This is a genomic window from Actinophytocola sp., assembly GCF_035942955.1.
Lineage (GTDB): Bacteria > Actinomycetota > Actinomycetes > Mycobacteriales > Pseudonocardiaceae > DASYTH01.
Genome location: NZ_DASZCQ010000011.1, coordinates 1 through 16703 on the forward strand (window position 1 = coordinate 1; position 16703 = coordinate 16703).

Genomic DNA, 16703 nt, shown 5'->3' on the forward strand with positions numbered 1-16703 from the left:
GCCGAGGCCATGGAGTCGCAGGCGTATGACTGGACCGGCCGCGCCGAGCGGGCTCCGCGGCCCAGGCCGACGCGCACACCCGACGTGCCCACCGTCCCCGCCGACGCGATGGCGGCCGCCCGCGACGCCCCGACCGAGCCGATCCCGGTCACCCCGTCGTCGCCCGAGTACGCCGGTCGCGGGTGATCACAGGGCGGCGCGGCGGCGCCGGAGGTGGGCGCGTTCGGCGTCGGTGCGGACCAGGCGCAGGGCGGCGTCGAAGGCGGCGGCGGCCTCGGTGGGCCGGCCGAGCCGTCGAGCCGCACCGTGGCCGCGTTGCTCGCCGGCGCCAGCTCCTCGCCGCCGCGCAAGCATGGCGGCGAAGCGTTCGTGGCGGCGGTGTGCGCGCGGCTCTGCTCCTCCGTTCCGGATGATGACGCCGCCGGACCCCGAAATCGACAACCCGCCGGCGAAGAGTTCAGCGGCGTCGCTGGAGGAACCAGCGGGTGAGCTCGGTACGGGTGGTCAGGCCGGTCTTGGCGAGGATGCTGCGGACGTGGCTTTCCACCGTGCGTTCGGACAGCACGAGCTTGCCTGCGATGTCCCGGTTGGACAGTGCACGGGCGACGAGGTTGGCCACCTCGCGCTCGCGCGGCGTGAGCGGATCGGCGGCGCGGGCCATGGCCGCGGCCTCGGCGAGGAAGGCGTCCGCGTCGCGCAGCAGGCCCGGCATGTCAAGGCGGCGCGCCTCGGCCGCGGCCGCGCGGGCCAGCTCGACCGCGCGCGGCGGATCTCCGGTCGCGGCAAGCGCCCTTGCCAGACCCAATCGTCCACATGCGACATACGGGCGGGCGCCGAGCAGCTCGTCGATCCGCAGCCCCTCCTCGTAGTGCGCGACCGCCGCCTCGGGATCGCCGCAGCCGAGGTCGAGGTCGCCGAGTACGCGGGCCACGGATCCTTGGTAGACAACGGTTCCCGCGCCGATCGCGACCACGCTCCCGAACAGCTCGGTGATCCGGTCGCGCAGCCTGCGGCATCCGTCCACGTCGCCGAGCGCGCAGGCGAGCCTGGCGACATAGGTCAGCCCGGCGGCGGCCACCCCGCGCTCCATCTCGGCCAGCCTGCCGATCAGTGCCCGGTAGAGGTCTGCCGCCTCGTCGCGCCGGCCGGCAAGGAGCAGGGTGGCCGCGACGATCGCCTGCCCGACCAGGGGAAAGCTCCGTACGCCGCCGACCAGGTCCGTCCACCCTGCAGTCAGCTCGGCCGGGTCGTCGCGCAGCAGCGCCAGCGTGACCGACTGGCCGAAATGCGTGAAGCGCACCGACACGTCCTGCCAGTCCTCGGCGATCTCGGCGGCCTGCGCGGACAGCCGGCGGCCGGATTCGAAGTCCCCGACGAGCGCGGCGATCGACGCCTCGCGGCGCAGCAGATGCCAGCGCACCAGCGGCAGGCCGGTCCGGTCGGCCAGCGCCCGCAGCTCGCCGACCTCCCGCCGCGCCCACGCCATGTCCGCTTGGTGCACGGCCGCGTCGGAACGCCACACGTGCGCCCACAACCGCGCCAGCGGCCGCCCGGCCGGTTCGGCCAGCTCGATCGCCCGCCGGCCGAGGTCGATCAGCTCGGCGTCGTGCCAGGGCTGCCACTTCAGCCAGGCGTGCGCCCGGATCGCGTCCAGCTCGGCGTTCATGTCGCCGCTGGCCGTCGCAAGCTCTAGCGCGCGCTCCGACCAGGTGACCGCCTCGTCGTCGGCGTCGCGTTCGAACAGCGCGCAGGCCAGCTGCGCCTCGACCCGGGCGCGAAGCGCGGGCGGCATGCCCTCGCCGGGCAGCCGCAGCGCCCGCCGGCACAGGTCCTCGACCAGCTGGTTGATCTCCGGATGGCTGATGCCCTGGATGACGATCGCGGCCCGCCCGACGACGTCGGACCGGCCGGTCCGCTCGCCCTCGCCGGCCGCCAGCCCGCAGGTTTCGGCGCTCTGCCGGAGGTGGCCGCCGAGGTACTGCGCCCTTGCCAGGTCGAGCAGCAGCTCGGCCCGGCCGCCGGTCCCGGCGTCGAGCGCGAGCCGCAGGTAGTCGGCCGCGTCGTCGAAGGCGCCGGCGGCAAGGGCGGCGTCGGCGGCGCGGATCGCCCAGTCGACCGCCCGATCCGCCTCCCCGGCCGCCTGCCAGTGCCTGGCCACCGCGCCGGCCCGCTCGTCCCGGCCGACCGCGAGCGGCTCGAGCAGCTCCGCGGCGGCGCGGTGCAGCGCGACCCGCCGCGATGGTGGCAGCGAAGCGTAGGCGGCGTCCCGGACCAGCACGTGGGCGAACCGGACCCGATCACCCTGGGAGATCTCCACCAGACCCGCGGGGACCGCGGGAAGCAGCAGCTCGGTCGCGGCACTCGGCGAGTCCACCCCCAGCAGCCGCGCCACCACCTCCGGCTCCGGCTCGGGACCGAGCACGCTCAACGCCTCCACCGCCGCCGCGGCCTTCCGGCCCGCGGTCCGCAGGGCGGCCGCGACCAGGTGGCGCAGCTCGGGGGCCGAGGAGTCCCAGCCCGCCCGGCCGCGCAGCGCGTCGGCCGCGACCCTGGCCAGCGTCCGCAGGTAGAGCGGGCTGCCGCCGGACAGCTCCGCCGCGCGCCGCACCGCCGCGGTGTCGGCGTCGTCCACCGCGGTGGACAGCATCGCCACGGCCTCGCTCGGCGAGAGCGGCCCGAGGGCGAGCACCTCCGCGGCGCGGTGCGCGCGCAGGTCGGAGGCGTCCCGGTGGGTTCCGACGACCAGCAGCGGCAGCCGGCGGATCTCGGCGGCGACCCGGTCGAGCAGGCGCAGCGTCGCCCCGTCCGCCCACTGCAGATCGTCGAGCACCACGAGCGAACCGGGCTGTTCGGCCAGCGCGTCGACCACCGCCGTGTCGGCGGCGAACGTGGCCGCCGCGGCCTCCTCGGCCGAGCCGTACTCGCGCTGGGTGGTGCCGGCGACCAGGGCGGCCACCGCCTCGCGCGCGGCCGGCATGTCGCGCACGGCACGGATCCACGGCCACAGCGGAGGCATCCCGGCGTCGGCAACGGCCGCTCCCCACCCGACCCGCGGATGCTCGGCGGCCAGCTCTTCGACCAGCCGGGTCTTGCCGATCCCGGCGGGCCCGCTGATCAGGACCAGGTGACCGGACCCGCCCCGGGCGTCGGCCAGCCGCCGGCACAGGAGGGCCAGCTCCTCCCGCCGTCCCACCAGCGGATCGGTCGAGGTCATCCGCGCAGTATCACCGATTACGTACCGGTCTGCGTACCAGCACTGAGGTGCGTCTCCCCGGCGCGGGGGAGTGTGCGGGCATGAACATTGACGACGCCGTGCAACGGCTGTTCACCCCGGCCCGGCGGCCGGGGCGGGTCGGCGCCGAGGTGGAGCTGATCCCGGTGACCGCGCCGGCCCGCCCCCGCCCGGTCGACCCACACACGCTGGCGGCCGGGTTCGACGCCGCCTTCACCCGCGCCGCGGTCCCGTCGTTCGAGCCGGGCGGGCAGCTGGAGCTCAGCCCGGCGCCCCGGCCGACCGTCTCGGCGCTGGTGCGCGAGCTGAACCGGCTCATCGATCACGCGGCCGCGATCGCGGCGGCCCGCGGAGTGCGGTTGTTGGCGGTCGGCGTCAACCCGTACCACGGCTGCGCCGAGGTGCCGCTGCGCACGCCGTCGCCGCGCTACCTGGCCATGCAGCGGGCCTTCGACGAGGTCGGACCGGACGGCCGGCGGATGATGCGGCTCACCGCGGCGCTGCAGATCGCGGTGGACCTGCTGCCCGGGCGGACCGGTCGCGAGCAGTGGCTGGTGGCCAACCTCGCCGGCCCGCCGCTGGCCGCGGCGTTCGCCAACAGCACCCGCACCGCGATCTGGCGGGGCGTCGACCCGCGGCGCACCGGCTACGACGGGCGCCACCTCGACGTGGCCGATCCGGTCGGCGCCTACGCCGCGTTCGCCGCGGCCGCGCCCCGGCTGGCGATCCCCGAGGCCGCCGACCCTCGCTACCACCTCAGCACGCTGTTCCCGCCGGTCCGCCCGCGCGGCGGCTACCTCGAGGTCCGCTACCTCGACGCCCAGCCGCCCGACCGCATGGCCGAGGCGATCGCCACCGTCGCGACCCTGCTGTACGACGCCGGGGCCCGGCGCGACGCGCTCGACCTGCTGCTGCCCAGGGCCGCGGACCAGGATCGAGCCTGGGCCGAGGCCGCGGCGGGATTCTCGCCGCAGAGCCGTGATCTGCTGTCGATCGTGCGCCCGGCGCTGGTCGGTGCGCCATGAACGTCGCGTTCGTCGCCGATCCACTGGAGTCGCTGGACGCGTCGATCGACACCACGGTCGGCCTGATGCATGCCGCGCAGGACCGCGGCGCCGAGGTCTTGGTCACCGAGGTCGGGCTGCTCGAGGCGGTCAACGGCCGGGCCCGCGCCCTCGCCCGCCGGGTGCGCCTTGCCCCGTCCGCGCATTCGGACGGTCACAAGTGGACGGTGCAGGACCCGTGGTTTTCCGCGACGGAGCCACGACACGTCTGGCTCGACGACATGGCGGCGGTGTTCGTCCGCACCGAACCGCCCGTCGACGCCACCTACACCACCGCGACGCTGATCCTCGACCTCGTCGACCCGGCGCGCACCGCACTGGTCAACGATCCCCGCGGCATCCGGGCGTGCAGCGAGCACCTGCTTCCCTTGCGGTTTCCCGACCTCATCCCGCCGACGGTGGTCACCGCCGACCCGCGCACCATCCGGGCGTTCCTCGCCGAGCACGGGGCCGCGGTGGTCAAGCCGGTCGACGGCTTCTCCGGCCGCGGCGTGCTGCGCCTCGACCGTCACGACCCGAACCTGGCTTCCCTGCTGGAGATCACCACGGCCGGCGGGAACGCGGCCGTCGTCGTCCAGCGATACCTCCGCGAGGTGGGCGCCGGCAACAAGCGGGTGTTCGTGATCGCGGGCGAGCCGGTGGGGGCGGTCTACCGCTACCCGGCCGCCGGCGACTTCCGGATCGGCAACCCGGCCGCCGAGGCGCCGATCACCGTGCGGGACAAGGAGATCTGCGCGCGGCTGGCCCCGACCCTGCTGCGCAACGGCATCCACCTGGCCGGGCTCGACGTGATCGGACCGCACCTCATCGAGGTCAACGTGACCAGCGTGGGCGCGCTGCGCAAGGCCGACGCCCTGCTCGGCTGGACGCTGTGCGCCGACCTGATCGACACCGTGCTCGAACCCGACCACCAAAGGAGATCGGCATGACCATCGCCATCACCTGCGCTAGTCCGCCTCTCCGGATTTTCTATGCGGTCGTTGCGTCCCAGCCCACGGTGCGGATACCCGGTGGATTGTGGCCGGGTGCCGTCACGGTACCCCTGAGGTTCTGTTGGCAGGCACTCGCCAGGGGGCCGGCGCGCCCGGCCGCGCTCGCCATCCCGCTGATCGTCGGCGCCACGCTGTCGAGGCTGGTGCACGCCTACGGCATGGTCACCGCGCCCAGCCTGGCCGCCGAGGGCAAGCTGCGCTTCGCCGGAGCCGTCGGCACCTACCTGTTCGGCGTCGGCCTCGCCGCGGCCGTCACGATCTGATGGCCACGCTCGCCGGCCACCCGGCCGTCGCCGCGCTGCGCGTCCCGGCGTTCCGCCGCTACCTCCTCGGCCAGCTGCCCTCGGTCACCTGCTCATGGGCGCAGGTGGTCGCGCTGTCCTGGGTGGTGGTCGGCCTGAACCCGCACGCCCTCGGCTGGGTGGTCGCCCTGCAGTTCCTGCCCAGCCTGCTGCTCGGGCCGTGGTTCGGCGCGGTGACCGACCGGTACGACCGCCGGCGCCTGCTGATGCTCGCCGAGGCCGGGCTCGGGTTGATCGCATTGAGCTACGCACTCGTGTCCGCGGCGGGCGGGCTCGGCCTGCCGGTGATCTACCTGCTGGTCACCGCCTGGGGCGTGCTCAACGCGCTGGACACCCCGGCCCGGCGCGCCCTCGTCCCGATGCTCATTCCCCGCGAGCTGGGCGGCAGCGCGTCCGCCCTGACCGGAACCGTGCTGCTGGTCGGCATGACCGCCGGATCGGCGCTGGGCGCGGCGCTGGTCGGCGTGGCCGGACCCACCGTCGCCTTCGCCGTCAACGCCGCGTCGTTCGCCGCGGACGTGGTGCTGCTGTGGACGATCCGGTCCGGCGCCTCGCCCCTTGTCGGGCGGGCGCCCGGCCAGATCCGCGCCGGCCTGCGGTACGTGTGGCACACGCCCGCCCTGCGCACCGCGCTGCTGGTGCTCGCCGTCGTCGCCACGTTCTCGTTCACCGTCCAGGTGACCGCGCCGGTCTTCGTGCTGGTGTCGCTGCACGGCGGCGCGTCGCTGGTCGGGATCGCGTTCACGGCCGGGGCGGCGGGCAGCCTGGCCGGCGCGCTCACCGCCGCCGCCCTCGGCGGGCCCGGCCCGCAAGCGATCACCCGCGCCACCCTCGGCATGGCCGCGGCGCTGGCCGTCACCGCCGCCGCCCCCACCGTTCCCGTCGCGCTCGCCGGCCTGGCCGGCGTAGGCTTCGCCTGGTCCATCCTGATCGCCGCGGTGATCGCCACCCTGCAGCACGCCGAGGCATCAATGACCGGCCGCGTCATGGCGACCCTGTCGGTCGTCCTGCTCGGCGGCATGGCCGCCGGCGGCCCGGTAGCCTCGGCCGAGATCGCGCTCGCCGGCCCCCGGACCGCCCTCGCCCTCAGCGCCGCGGCGGCCCTCATCGCCGCCCAACTGAGCCACTCCCATCAGCCCGGCCCCACAATCGCCCGGAAGGCCGGCGACCCACCCTAACCAGCCCTCGCCGGCTGCCGGAACGCAACCACGCACCGAAATCCAAAGATGCGGTACAGCCGCGATCGCGCCCGCCAGGGGCTCAGTGATCTGGGGCGGCCGGTGCGGTGGCGGGTGGGTTCATGCCGGGTTGGGTGGGGGTACTCACGGGGGGTGCGTCAGGTGATCGGGATCGGGTCGCGGCCGGGGGGCGCTGTGGGGCGGCGGGCGGGGTGGGCGATGCTCGGCGTGTTCGTGGCCGCGGAGTTCGCGCTGGTGGCGGCGTCGGTTTTGGTGTTGGTGCCGTTCGCCGTCGGTGATCCGAGTTTGCTGGACGACGGGCGGCTGCCGGCGTGGCCGCTGATCGCGTTGCTTGTGGTGCCGGCGGTGGTGGCGGCGCTGGTCGCGGTGGGGGGCACGGTGCTGGTGGGCGGTGGGCCACGGGCCGGGCGGGTGCGGCGGGAGCTCGCGGCCCGGTGGAGCGGGCGGGACGTCGGGATCGGTGTGGCGATCGGGACCGGTGGGCTGCTGGTGCTCACCGTTCCGGCGGCGCTGCTGTGGGCCGCGTGGGTGGGGGACGACCGGGCCAACTCGGCGGTCGGTTCGGCCTTCGGCGACCGGCAACTGGATCCGGTCGCGGCGGTGACCGTGTTCCTCGTCGTGTGGCTGGTCGCTCCGCTGGGCGAGGAAGTGATCTTCCGCGGGGTGCTGTGGCGGGCGCTGGAGCACTGGCGGTGGAACCGCTGGGTGATCTTCGCGGTCACCAGCGTGGTGTTCTCCTTGGCGCACCTGGAACTGCTGCGCACGCCGCTGCTGCTGGTGCTGTCGATCCCGGTCGGCCTTGCCCGGCTGCTCACCGGCAACCTGCTGGCCAGCGTCGCCGCGCACCAGGTGAACAACTTCCTGCCCGCCGTCGCGCTGCTCCTGGCCACCACCGGGGCCGTACCGGCATGATCGCCCTACCGCGGTGCTCGCCTGGCCGCTGATCCTCCACAGTAGACAAGCACCTAGGTGCCTAGGTAGTAGACCTCCTTCTGTATCACCACAACGGTGGGCACCATATCCCCCATGGGGATCAGACACGGATCGGTGACATTCGTCGGCCTGATGGCGGGAGCGCTGATCATCGCGTTCCCGGCGCCCGCGTCGGCGGTGACCATCGTCGACCTCGGCACGCTTCCCGGAGGGAGGTCGAGCTTCGCCGAGGACATCAACGATGCCGGGACCGTCGTCGGCCTGTCCAGCCTGGCGGGCGGCGGGAGTCATGCGGTGCGGTGGGACAGCCGGGGCGTGATCACCGACCTGGGAACGTTGCCCGGCCACCGGGACAGCTACGCACGGGCCATCAACGACCTTGGCGTGGTCATCGGCGCCTCCGGCGGGGGAACGCCGGTGCGCTGGAGCAGCAGCGGGGTCATCACCGAGCTGGCCAAGTTGCCCGGGGACGACTCGGCGTCGGTGTGGGGGATCAACAACGCCGGAACCGCCGTCGGAAACTCGAGCAACATCATTCCCGTCGGCACCGACTTCGACGTGGAGGCGCATGCCGTGCGGTGGAACGCCGCCGGGGTGCCCACGGCCCTGCCGGTGCTCCCGGGCAGCTCCGACAGCGTCGCAAGGGCGATCAACGACGACGGCGTGATCATCGGCAACGCCACGATCACCGGTCAGGGCACGCACGCGGTGCGGTGGAACACCGACGGCACCGTGACCGATCTCGGCGTGCTGCCCGGCGGCACGCGCTCCAACGCCGAGGGGCTCAACGACGGCGGTGTGATCTTCGGCGACGCAAGCCGCAGCGGCAGCTCCACGGCGGTGCGGTGGAATGCCCAGGGTGCCATCGCCGCGCTGCCCGTGCTGGCCGGCGGCTCGTCGGCCTTCGCGGTGGGCGTCAACGAGACCGGCGTCATCGCCGGCTACTCGAGCACGCCCAACCAGTGGCACGCGGTGCGCTGGTCCGCCGCGGGCGCCGTCACCGACCTGGGCACCCTGCGCGGCCACGACCGCAGCTTCACCGCCGGCATCAACGACGCCGGCGTCATCGCGGGCGAGTCCGACCTGTTCAGCGACATCAACTCCACGCGCGCCGTCCGGTGGGATCCCAACGGGACGATCACCAACCTCGGCATCCTGCCCGGCGGCAGATTCAGCTACGCCTCGGGTATCAACACCGCCGGCACCATCTTCGGCAACGCCGACGCCGCCGGCGGCGACACCCACGCCGTGATCCGGCGCCCGTGAACCGGAATCCGCCGGGCCCCTAGGAAGCGCTGCGGCCAGGACTTCCGCCGTGTGCAGGGATTTGGCGGTGGTGGCGTGCTCGATCCGGGTGCGGCAGCTGAAGCCGTCGGCGAGCACGAGCGTGTCCGGACCGGCGGAGCGGATAGCGGCAGGAGGGCGTGCTCGGCGCAGGCCATGGAAACTTCGTAGTGGCCGCGCTCGAAGCCGACGTTACCGGCGAGGCCGCAGCGGCCGGCGTCGAGCACCTGGAGGTCGACTCCGTGGTGGCGCAACAGCTCCCGGTCGGCGTCGAAGCCGAGAACGGCGTGCCGGTGGCAGTGTGGCTGGGCGATCGCGGGCCACCGCAAGTGGCCACCCCGGGACAGGGCGGGCACGTCGTGCTTCCGGCACACCGCGATCGCGCGCTCGGCGTCGTCCACAGTGGTCGGCAGCACCACCCCGATGGGCACCTGGCGGTAGTTGGAGGCGTCGGTCGAGTACGCCGCGCCCCGTGCCCGCAGATCCTCCTCGAGCCTGGTCACCGCCCTCCTTCCCGGCAGGGTTGCCGCGGTTCCCGCTGGGTAGCCCCTATGGGAGTGCCCGACCCACCGAGGAGGAGACATGTCCGAGACGGTTGGCGACTACGTGCTGACGCGCCTGCGGGAGTGGGGTGTCGAGTACGTGTTCGGTTATCCGGGTGATGGCATCAACGGAATCGTCGCGGCGTTCGGCAAGGCGGACAACCACCCCCGGTTCGTGCAGTCTCGGCACGAGGAGATGTCGGCGTTCCAGGCGGTCGGCTACGCCAAGTTCAGCGGAAAGGTGGGAGTCTGCGCGGCCACGTCCGGGCCCGGCGCGATCCACCTGCTCAACGGGCTCTATGACGCCAAGCTCGACCACGTGCCGGTGGTGGCCATCGTCGGGCAGACCGCGCGCAGCGCGATGGGCGGCAGCTACCAGCAGGAGGTCGACCTGCAGGCCCTGTTCAAGGACGTGGCCAGCGACTACCTCGTCGAGGTCAACGTCGCCGAGCAGCTGCCCAACGCGCTCGACCGCGCGATCCGCACCGCGCAGGCCAGGCGGGCGCCGACCGCGGTGATCATCCCGAACGACCTGCAGGAGGAGGAGTACACCGCGCCGGCGCACGAGTTCAAGCAGGTGCCGTCCAGCCCGCCGAGCATCCCACATCCGGTGCTGCTGCCCCGCCACGACGAGCTGCTGCGCGCGGCCGACGTGCTCAACGCGGGGGAGAAGGTGGCGCTTCTGGTCGGGCAGGGCGCACGGGGCGCGGCCGAGGAGGTGCGCAAGGTCGCCGAGCTGCTCGACGCCGGGGTGGCGAAAGCCTTGCTGGGTAAGGACGTGCTGCCCGACGATCTGCCGTACGTCACCGGCGCGATCGGGCTGCTCGGGACCCGGCCGAGCTACGAGCTGATGCGCGACTGCGACACGCTGCTGATCGTCGGGTCGAACTTTCCGTACACTCAGTTCCTGCCCGAGTTCGGCAAGGCCCGCGCGGTGCAGATCGACATCGATGGCAGCATGATCGGCATGCGCTACCCGACCGAGGTGAACCTCGTCGGCGACGCCGGGGGAACGCTGCGGGCGTTGCTGCCGCTGCTGGAGCGCGCGGAGAACCGGGCCGCCTGGCGCGAAAAGGTCGAGCAGAACGTAGCCGAGTGGTGGGAAACTCTTGAGCGGCAAGCGATGCTGGACGCCGACCCGGTGAACCCGATGCGCATCGTGTGGGAGCTGTCCGCCCGGGTGCCGGAGGACGCGATCATCACGGCCGACTCCGGGTCGTCGACCAACTGGTACGCAAGGGATCTCCGGATGCGCGGGCGCATGCGCGGCTCGCTGTCCGGGACGCTGGCCACGATGGGCCCCGGGGTGCCGTACGCGATCGGCGCCAAGTTCGCCCACCCGGACCGGCCGGTCGTGGCGCTGGTCGGCGACGGGTCGATGCAGATGAACGGGCTGGCCGAGCTGATCACGGTCATGCGCTACTACCGCGACTGGGCCGACCCGCGGCTGGTGGTGTGCGTGTTCCACAACAACGACCTCAACCAGGTCACCTGGGAGCTGCGCGCGATGGGCGGCTCGCCGAAGTTCGAGGAGTCCCAGACGCTTCCGGACATCTCCTACGCCGACGCCGCCCGGCTGTTCGGCTTCGAGGCGGTGGCCGTGGCCACGCCCGACGAGCTCGGCCCGGCCTGGGACCGGGTGCTGGCCGCGGACCGGCCGGCGCTGCTGGACGTGCGCTGCGACCCCGAGGTGCCGCCGATCCCGCCGCACGCCACCTTCGAGCAGGCCAAGTCCACCGCCGAGGCGCTGCTCAAGGGCGACGCCAACGCCTGGCACCTGCTGGTCCAGGGCGCCAAGACCAAGCTGCAGGAAGCCCTGCCCGGCCGGCGATGACCGAGGCCGCCGACCTGCGGGCCGAGGCGTACCGGATTCCACGCGCGGCCCGCAGGCGGACGGCACCCTGACAAGGGCCCGGCCTCGTCTCATGTGCACTGTCCCCTGTGGATACTGTGCTCTGGGACGCGGCCTCCCCGCACCAAGGGCCTTCCGCTGTGCCGGTTGCACGACGGCGTCGACCTCTCTGCCCGGCGTGTTCCCTCCGGGTAAAGATATCAAGGTCGGCGAGGCGGGGGCACCGGGTGGACGTCGAGCTGATCGAGGAGGCGCCGTACCGGTTCCGGATCGAGCCGTCCGGCGACATACGGGTGCCGGGCGTGTCGCCGAGGCCTTCAAGCACGCCGACGCGGTGGTCGCGGTCGCCTTGCGTGCCGGCGACTACCGGTCCTTTGGGTCCTGGACGGCCTTCTCGCCGGACGACTTGAGCTGGTGCGACAGCCGTTCGGAGGGGGCGGGCCGGTGGGCGAACCGGCCGATGTACTTCTCGTCCTGGGTGCGCTCGACCATGTGCGGATAGTGCAGGTCGAAGGCCGGGCGCTCGGAGCGGATCCGCGGCAGGTCGGTGAAGTTGTGCCGCGGCGGCGGGCAAGACGTGGCCCATTCCAGCGAGTTGGCGTGGCCCCACGGGTCGTCGGCGCCGGCCGGGTCGCCGTAGCGGTAGCTGCGGATCACGTTGTAGACGAACGGAAGCACGGAAAGGCCGAGCAGGTAGGCGCCGACGGTGGAGACGATGTTGAGCGTGGTGAACCCGTCGCCGGGCAGGTAGTCGGCGTAGCGTCGCGGCATGCCCTCGGCTCCGAGCCAGTGCTGGACCAGGAACGTGGCGTGGAAGCCGAGGAACGTGGTCCAGAAGTGCAGCTTGCCCAGGCGTTCGTCCATCATCCGCCCGGTCATTTTGGGGAACCAGAAGTAGATCCCGGCGTAGGTGGCGAACACGATCGTGCCGAACAGCACGTAGTGGAAGTGGGCGACGACGAAGTACGTGTCGGTGACGTGGAAGTCGATGGCGGGCGCGGCCAGCAGGATGCCGGTGAGCCCGCCGAGCAGGAAGGTGACCAGGAAGCCGATGCTGAACAGCATCGGGGTCTCGAAGGTCAGCGCGCCCTTCCACATCGTGCCGATCCAGTTGAAGAACTTGATCCCGGTGGGCACCGCGATGGCGAAGGTCGTGATGGCGAAGAACGGCAACAGCACCGCGCCGGTGGCGAACATGTGGTGCGCCCACACCACCGCGGACAGGACGGTGATCCCGACGGTGGCGAAGATCAGGGCGCGGTAGCCGAAGAGGGGTTTGCGCGAGAACACCGGGATGATCTCACTGATGATGCCGAAGAACGGCAGCGCGACGATGTAGACCTCAGGGTGGCCGAAGAACCAGAACAGGTGCTGCCACAGGATCGCGCCGCCGTTGGCCGGGTCGAACACGTGCGCGCCGATCCGGCGGTCGGCCAGCAGTCCCAGCAGCGCCGCGGCGAGGATCGGAAAGGCCAGCAGCACCAGGATGCTGGTGAACAGGATGTTCCAGGTGAACAGCGGCATCCGGAACATCGTCATGCCGGGTGCGCGCAGGCAGATCACCGTAGTGATCATGTTGACGCCGCCGAGGATCGTGCCCAGCCCGCTGAGCACCAGGCCCACGATCCACAGGTCGCCGCCGACCCCGGGGGAGCCGGTCGCCCGGGACAGCGGGGTGTACCCCGTCCAGCCGAAGTCCGCGGCGCCGCCCGGGATGGCGAACCCGGCGAGCACGATCAGCCCGCCGAACGCGAACAGCCAGAACGACAGCGCGTTCAGCCGGGGAAACGCCACGTCGGGCGAGCCGATCTGCAACGGCAGCGCCACGTTGGCGAACCCGAAGAGCACCGGCGTGGCGTACAGCAGCAGCATGATCGTGCCATGCATGGTGAACAGCTGGTTGTACTGCTCGTAGGACAGGAACTGCAGCCCCGGCACGGCGAGCTCGGTGCGCATCAGCATGGCCATCGCCCCGCCGGCCATGAAGAACCCGAACGCGGTGACCAGGTACATGATCCCGATCAGCTTGTGGTCGGTGGTGGCCAGCACCCGAAGCAGCGCCGAGCCCTTCGGCGGCCGGCGCGTGACCGGCACCGGCACCGGCACGGGCGAGCGCACGGTCGTGGTCATGACGACTCCTGGGTAGCCCGTCGGCGTTCCCATCAAACCCGCCGGTCAGCCGCCCAGCGACCACGCGGCCAGCACCCCGCCGGAGTTGGTCGCGACGTGCACGAGCGCGGGCGCGAGCACGCCCCGGCCGGCGTACCGCAACCAGCACATGATCACGCCGGCCACGGCCGCGGCGAGCATGGCGAACACGGACAGCAGTACGGTCGAAGCGCCGCCGAGCACGGTGTTGACGGCGGCGTTGTGCCGCAGCGCCAGGGAGGGCAGAACGTGCCAGAGCCCGAACAGCGCGGACGCGCCGAGCACGGGCCCCCACCGCCACCGGTCGCCGGCGCCGAGCAGTGCCGGCAGCACCCCGCGAAACGCGATCTCCTCCAGTAGCACGGTGCCAAGCGGGATGCGGATCAGCGTGACCCACAGCAGGGCTCCCGGTCCGAGCATGCCCAGCCGGTCGTCGTCGAACGCGGTGCGCAAGACCGGCACGGCCAACGCGATGCCGAACGCCAGTCCGACCAGCCCGGCCCCGATCAGCCCCACCGCCGCCGCACGCCGCAACTCCCGGCGGTCCAAGCCGACCTCCGCAAGACGCAGCCCGGACCACTGAGCCAACCCCAGCAACCCGGCGACCGTGCAGAGGCCGCACACCGGATAGGCCCAGCCGGGCAGCACCCGGTTGGCCAACGTGGTGGCCGCGGCGAGCAGAAGAACGGCGGCGAGCAATGCCGGCCGGCGACTTCCGCGCAGACGGGTCAGTGGGTTGCCAGCAGGGAGGTGGCCAGCGGGTAGGGCACCACCGGGCCGTTCCGGCAATCCAGGTGCGGTCCGAGCGCGCATTCGCCGCACTGCCACGTTCCACAGTTCATGGTGCGCTCGAGGGACACCTGGATGCGGTCGGACCGAACTCCGCGCTCCACCAGGGTTCCTGCGGCCAGCCGCAGCATCAGCGCCGGCCCGCTCAGCAACGCCACCGTCGAACGGGCGACGAGGTCGAGCGCGGCCAGCGGTTCGGTGACCATTCCCACGGGGCCGGTCCAGCCGTCGGTGGCGAGGTCCACGGTCATCGTCAGCTCGACATCACCGGAATGCGCGATGATCGACAGCTCGTCGGAGAACAGCAGCTCGGCCGGGGTGTTGGCGCCCACAACCAGCATGATCCGGCCGTAGTGCGCCCGGTTGGCCAGCGCGTACCACAATGCCGGCCAGACCGTGGCGAGCCCGTAGCCGCCGCCGACCAGCACCAGGTCCGGCTCACCGGGCAGGTCGAGCCGCCAGCCGGTGCCGAACGGGCCGCGGACCCCGAGGATCGTGCCCACGTCGGCGCTGGCGAGGGCCCGGTTGATCTCGCCGACGCCCCGGATCGTGTGCACGAGAACGCCGTCGTGGATGGTGGGGTCGCCGCCGATCGACGCGGCCACCTCGCCGAACTCCGGCGCGTTGAGGACGGTGAACTGCCCGGCCCGGAACTCCGCGATCGGCTCGTCCACCGGATCGAGCATCAGGGTGACGGCGTTCGCGGTCTGCCGGACATTGGCGGCGACGCGGTAGGGAACCTGCGGCGGAGGATCGTCCTTGACCCGCTTTCGGGCCGAAGTGGTTGTCGTCACGGCGATCCCTCCCGTCCCCGGCAGGGACGGCCGCTCCCTCTCGGCTATCCCACCGGCTGGAGCATCGCCCCGCGCCGGCGTCCTTCCCTAGAGTCCAGAGGCCCTGTGTCCCTAGGGTCTTTGGTCCCAAACCTGGCAAAGGCTGGCCGCGGCGGTGACCGCGGCCAGCCCGTGCCGAGCCGTTCAGCTCACGTGCCGATCCGTCCGACGCCGGCGCCGGCGGTGACCGATGCCTTGACGTTGTTGGGGTTCTGCGCAGTGTAGGAGTACGGGACGCCACCGACGCTGCCGCCGGTCTGGCAGGCGCCGGAGTTGACGAACACGTTGTTGACCGCGCGCAGGGCGCCGGCCGGTGAGCTGCCCTGGCCGAGCTCGCACGGCGAGTCGGTGTTCTCGAAGGCGTTGCCCTCGACGAGCACCGCGCTCTGCATGGTGGACGCGACACCGTAGTCCTCGACCGCGTCGTAGAAGTTGTTCAGCACGTGCACGACGTTGCCGAACCGGGTGCGCGGGTTGCGCTGGGTCGTGCCGTCGAACCAGTTGTTCGCGTAGGTCACGTGCAACCGGCCGGAGTCCTGCGCGGAGTCGCTGTCGTCGCGGCCGAGCAGCATCGTCTTGTCCGTGCCGGCGAAGTGGTTCCACGACACGGTGGCGAAGTCCGAACCCCGCTTGATGTCCACCGATCCGTCGCTGGCCGGCCGGAACTCGTTGTGGTCGATCCACACGTGGTGGCTGAACATCTGCACGTTGATGGAGTCGTCGCTGGCGTTCTGGAAGATCAGGTTCCGGATGATGATGTTGTGCACCGCGGTGGCCGGCGGGGAGGTGATCCCGTCGTCGATCGGCAGGCCGATGTTCAGCCCGGCGCCGCTGATGCCGGAGCCGGATCCGACGCCGATGATCGTCTTGTCCGAGGTCACATCGTGCATGGGCCCTGGCAGCGTGAGCATGCCCTGCACCCGGATGGTCCGCGGGCCGGGAGCGGCGATCTCGGACAGGAAGGCGGACGCGGTGCTCACGGTGACGGTCGGTCCGCCGGCGCCGCCGGTGGTCCCGTTCTGCCCGAGCCCGTTGAGCGTGGCGTAGCCCATGATCCCGGCCGGCGGGGGTGGCGGCGGCCCGGTGGTCGTCGTGGTCGTGGTGGTTGTCGTCGTGGTGGGTGGGGTGCCGGTGAGGGTCTCGACGAGCACGTCGTCGAACGACGCGCTGGCGTTGAACGTGGCCAGTCCGGCGCGGCCGGCGGTGTACTGGGTGTCGGTGGCGGTGCCGACCAGGGTGCCGTTGACGAAGCCGCGCACCGTCGTGCCGGACACCTCGATGCGCAGCGTGTACCAGGTCCCGGTGGTCACCGGCACCGAGGCGCTGGACAGCGTGGTGGAGGAGCCGCCGACGAGCTTCTTGAGTTGGGCGGTGTTGCTGGAGCGCAGGGTCAGGTAGTAGTAGCTGGTGGCGCTCTGGGCGCGGGCCAGCACGGCGGTGAACCGGTCGGAGCCGTTGAACGACAACGCCTTGACCCGGGTTTGGACGGCGTAGTTGGTCCAGGTGGTTTGGCCGGCGAGGGCGCGGGCGTCG

15 protein-coding genes are annotated in these 16703 nt (G+C 72.3%); 8 read left to right on the plus strand and 7 right to left on the minus strand.

Features of this window, described 5'->3' with window-relative positions; all coding sequences use genetic code 11:
* Nucleotides 1-186 (plus strand): hypothetical protein (locus VGX25_RS01015; RefSeq protein WP_326915580.1); only part of this gene is annotated, 186 nt, incomplete at its 5' end.
* Here the strand turns inward: VGX25_RS01015 and VGX25_RS01020 are convergent.
* Together VGX25_RS01020 and VGX25_RS01025 are read right to left on the minus strand one after the other, a co-directional pair.
* Nucleotides 187-354, minus strand: coding sequence for a hypothetical protein (locus VGX25_RS01020; protein ID WP_326915581.1), 168 nt, complete (start codon nucleotides 352-354; stop codon nucleotides 187-189).
* A 103-nt stretch (nucleotides 355-457) separates the two neighbouring features.
* Nucleotides 458-3214 carry an ATP-binding protein gene (locus VGX25_RS01025; protein ID WP_326915582.1) on the minus strand — a complete coding sequence of 919 codons (2757 nt, stop codon included), beginning with the start codon at nucleotides 3212-3214 and terminating at the stop codon, nucleotides 458-460.
* An 80-nt stretch (nucleotides 3215-3294) separates the two neighbouring features.
* On the opposite strand from VGX25_RS01025, the gene VGX25_RS01030 reads away from it, so the two are divergent.
* From VGX25_RS01030 to VGX25_RS01055, 6 genes are all read left to right on the plus strand, one after another.
* Nucleotides 3295-4257 carry a glutamate-cysteine ligase family protein gene (locus VGX25_RS01030; protein ID WP_326915583.1) on the plus strand — a complete coding sequence of 321 codons (963 nt, stop codon included), beginning with the start codon at nucleotides 3295-3297 and terminating at the stop codon, nucleotides 4255-4257.
* Nucleotides 4254-5225 (plus strand): glutathione synthase, encoded by a 972-nt coding sequence (gshB, locus tag VGX25_RS01035; RefSeq protein WP_326915584.1) that lies wholly within the window; start codon nucleotides 4254-4256, stop codon nucleotides 5223-5225. Before VGX25_RS01030 ends, gshB begins: the two co-directional genes overlap by 4 nt.
* Complete coding sequence (locus VGX25_RS01040; RefSeq protein WP_326915585.1) at nucleotides 5222-5551, plus strand: hypothetical protein; 330 nt, start codon at nucleotides 5222-5224, stop codon at nucleotides 5549-5551. Before gshB ends, VGX25_RS01040 begins: the two co-directional genes overlap by 4 nt.
* Complete coding sequence (locus VGX25_RS01045; RefSeq protein WP_326915586.1) at nucleotides 5551-6768, plus strand: MFS transporter; 1218 nt, start codon at nucleotides 5551-5553, stop codon at nucleotides 6766-6768. The genes VGX25_RS01040 and VGX25_RS01045 overlap by 1 nt, the downstream gene beginning before the upstream one ends.
* Nucleotides 6769-6987: 219 nt before the next feature.
* A complete protein-coding gene (locus tag VGX25_RS01050) occupies nucleotides 6988-7701 on the plus strand; it encodes a CPBP family intramembrane glutamic endopeptidase (protein WP_326915587.1) in 714 nt (237 codons plus the stop codon).
* Nucleotides 7702-7815: 114 nt separating this feature from the next.
* On the plus strand, nucleotides 7816-8988 hold the full coding sequence (locus VGX25_RS01055) for a hypothetical protein (RefSeq protein WP_326915588.1): 1173 nt from the start codon (nucleotides 7816-7818) through the stop codon (nucleotides 8986-8988).
* Here the strand turns inward: VGX25_RS01055 and VGX25_RS35590 are convergent.
* Nucleotides 8898-9509, minus strand: a complete 612-nt coding sequence (locus VGX25_RS35590) for a hypothetical protein (RefSeq protein WP_414635697.1) — start codon at nucleotides 9507-9509, stop codon at nucleotides 8898-8900. The genes VGX25_RS01055 and VGX25_RS35590 overlap by 91 nt on opposite strands.
* 79 nt (nucleotides 9510-9588) lie before the next feature.
* Between VGX25_RS35590 and VGX25_RS01065 the strand changes: the two genes are divergently transcribed.
* Nucleotides 9589-11382 (plus strand): thiamine pyrophosphate-requiring protein, encoded by a 1794-nt coding sequence (locus VGX25_RS01065; protein ID WP_326915589.1) that lies wholly within the window; start codon nucleotides 9589-9591, stop codon nucleotides 11380-11382.
* A 381-nt stretch (nucleotides 11383-11763) separates the two neighbouring features.
* Here VGX25_RS01065 and ctaD read toward each other — a convergent pair whose 3' ends face one another.
* The 4 genes from ctaD to VGX25_RS01085 form a co-directional block, all read right to left on the minus strand.
* On the minus strand, nucleotides 11764-13530 hold the full coding sequence (ctaD, locus tag VGX25_RS01070; RefSeq protein WP_326915590.1) for a cytochrome c oxidase subunit I: 1767 nt from the start codon (nucleotides 13528-13530) through the stop codon (nucleotides 11764-11766).
* A 45-nt stretch (nucleotides 13531-13575) separates the two neighbouring features.
* Nucleotides 13576-14247 (minus strand): CPBP family intramembrane glutamic endopeptidase, encoded by a 672-nt coding sequence (locus VGX25_RS01075; protein WP_326915591.1) that lies wholly within the window; start codon nucleotides 14245-14247, stop codon nucleotides 13576-13578.
* A gap of 29 nt (nucleotides 14248-14276) precedes the next feature.
* On the minus strand, nucleotides 14277-15131 hold the full coding sequence (locus VGX25_RS01080; RefSeq protein ID WP_326915592.1) for an FAD/NAD(P)-binding protein: 855 nt from the start codon (nucleotides 15129-15131) through the stop codon (nucleotides 14277-14279).
* Between the two features lie 188 nt (nucleotides 15132-15319).
* A partial coding sequence (locus VGX25_RS01085; protein WP_326915593.1) for a LamG-like jellyroll fold domain-containing protein occupies nucleotides 15320-16703 on the minus strand: 1384 nt, incomplete at its 5' end.

What these genes read in the sequence shown, in the direction of transcription:
- ctaD (WP_326915590.1), bottom strand. Translation starts at nt 13,530, where the DNA reads ATGACCACGACCGTGCGCTCGCCCGTGCCGGTGCCGGTGCCGGTCACG.
- VGX25_RS01045 (WP_326915586.1), top strand. Translation starts at nt 5,551, where the DNA reads ATGGCCACGCTCGCCGGCCACCCGGCCGTCGCCGCGCTGCGCGTCCCG.
- VGX25_RS01040 (WP_326915585.1), top strand. Translation starts at nt 5,222, where the DNA reads ATGACCATCGCCATCACCTGCGCTAGTCCGCCTCTCCGGATTTTCTAT.
- VGX25_RS01065 (WP_326915589.1), top strand. Translation starts at nt 9,589, where the DNA reads ATGTCCGAGACGGTTGGCGACTACGTGCTGACGCGCCTGCGGGAGTGG.
- VGX25_RS01030 (WP_326915583.1), top strand. Translation starts at nt 3,295, where the DNA reads ATGAACATTGACGACGCCGTGCAACGGCTGTTCACCCCGGCCCGGCGG.
- VGX25_RS01025 (WP_326915582.1), bottom strand. Translation starts at nt 3,214, where the DNA reads ATGACCTCGACCGATCCGCTGGTGGGACGGCGGGAGGAGCTGGCCCTC.
- VGX25_RS01050 (WP_326915587.1), top strand. Translation starts at nt 6,988, where the DNA reads ATGCTCGGCGTGTTCGTGGCCGCGGAGTTCGCGCTGGTGGCGGCGTCG.
- VGX25_RS01020 (WP_326915581.1), bottom strand. Translation starts at nt 354, where the DNA reads ATGCTTGCGCGGCGGCGAGGAGCTGGCGCCGGCGAGCAACGCGGCCAC.
- gshB (WP_326915584.1), top strand. Translation starts at nt 4,254, where the DNA reads ATGAACGTCGCGTTCGTCGCCGATCCACTGGAGTCGCTGGACGCGTCG.
- VGX25_RS01055 (WP_326915588.1), top strand. Translation starts at nt 7,816, where the DNA reads ATGGGGATCAGACACGGATCGGTGACATTCGTCGGCCTGATGGCGGGA.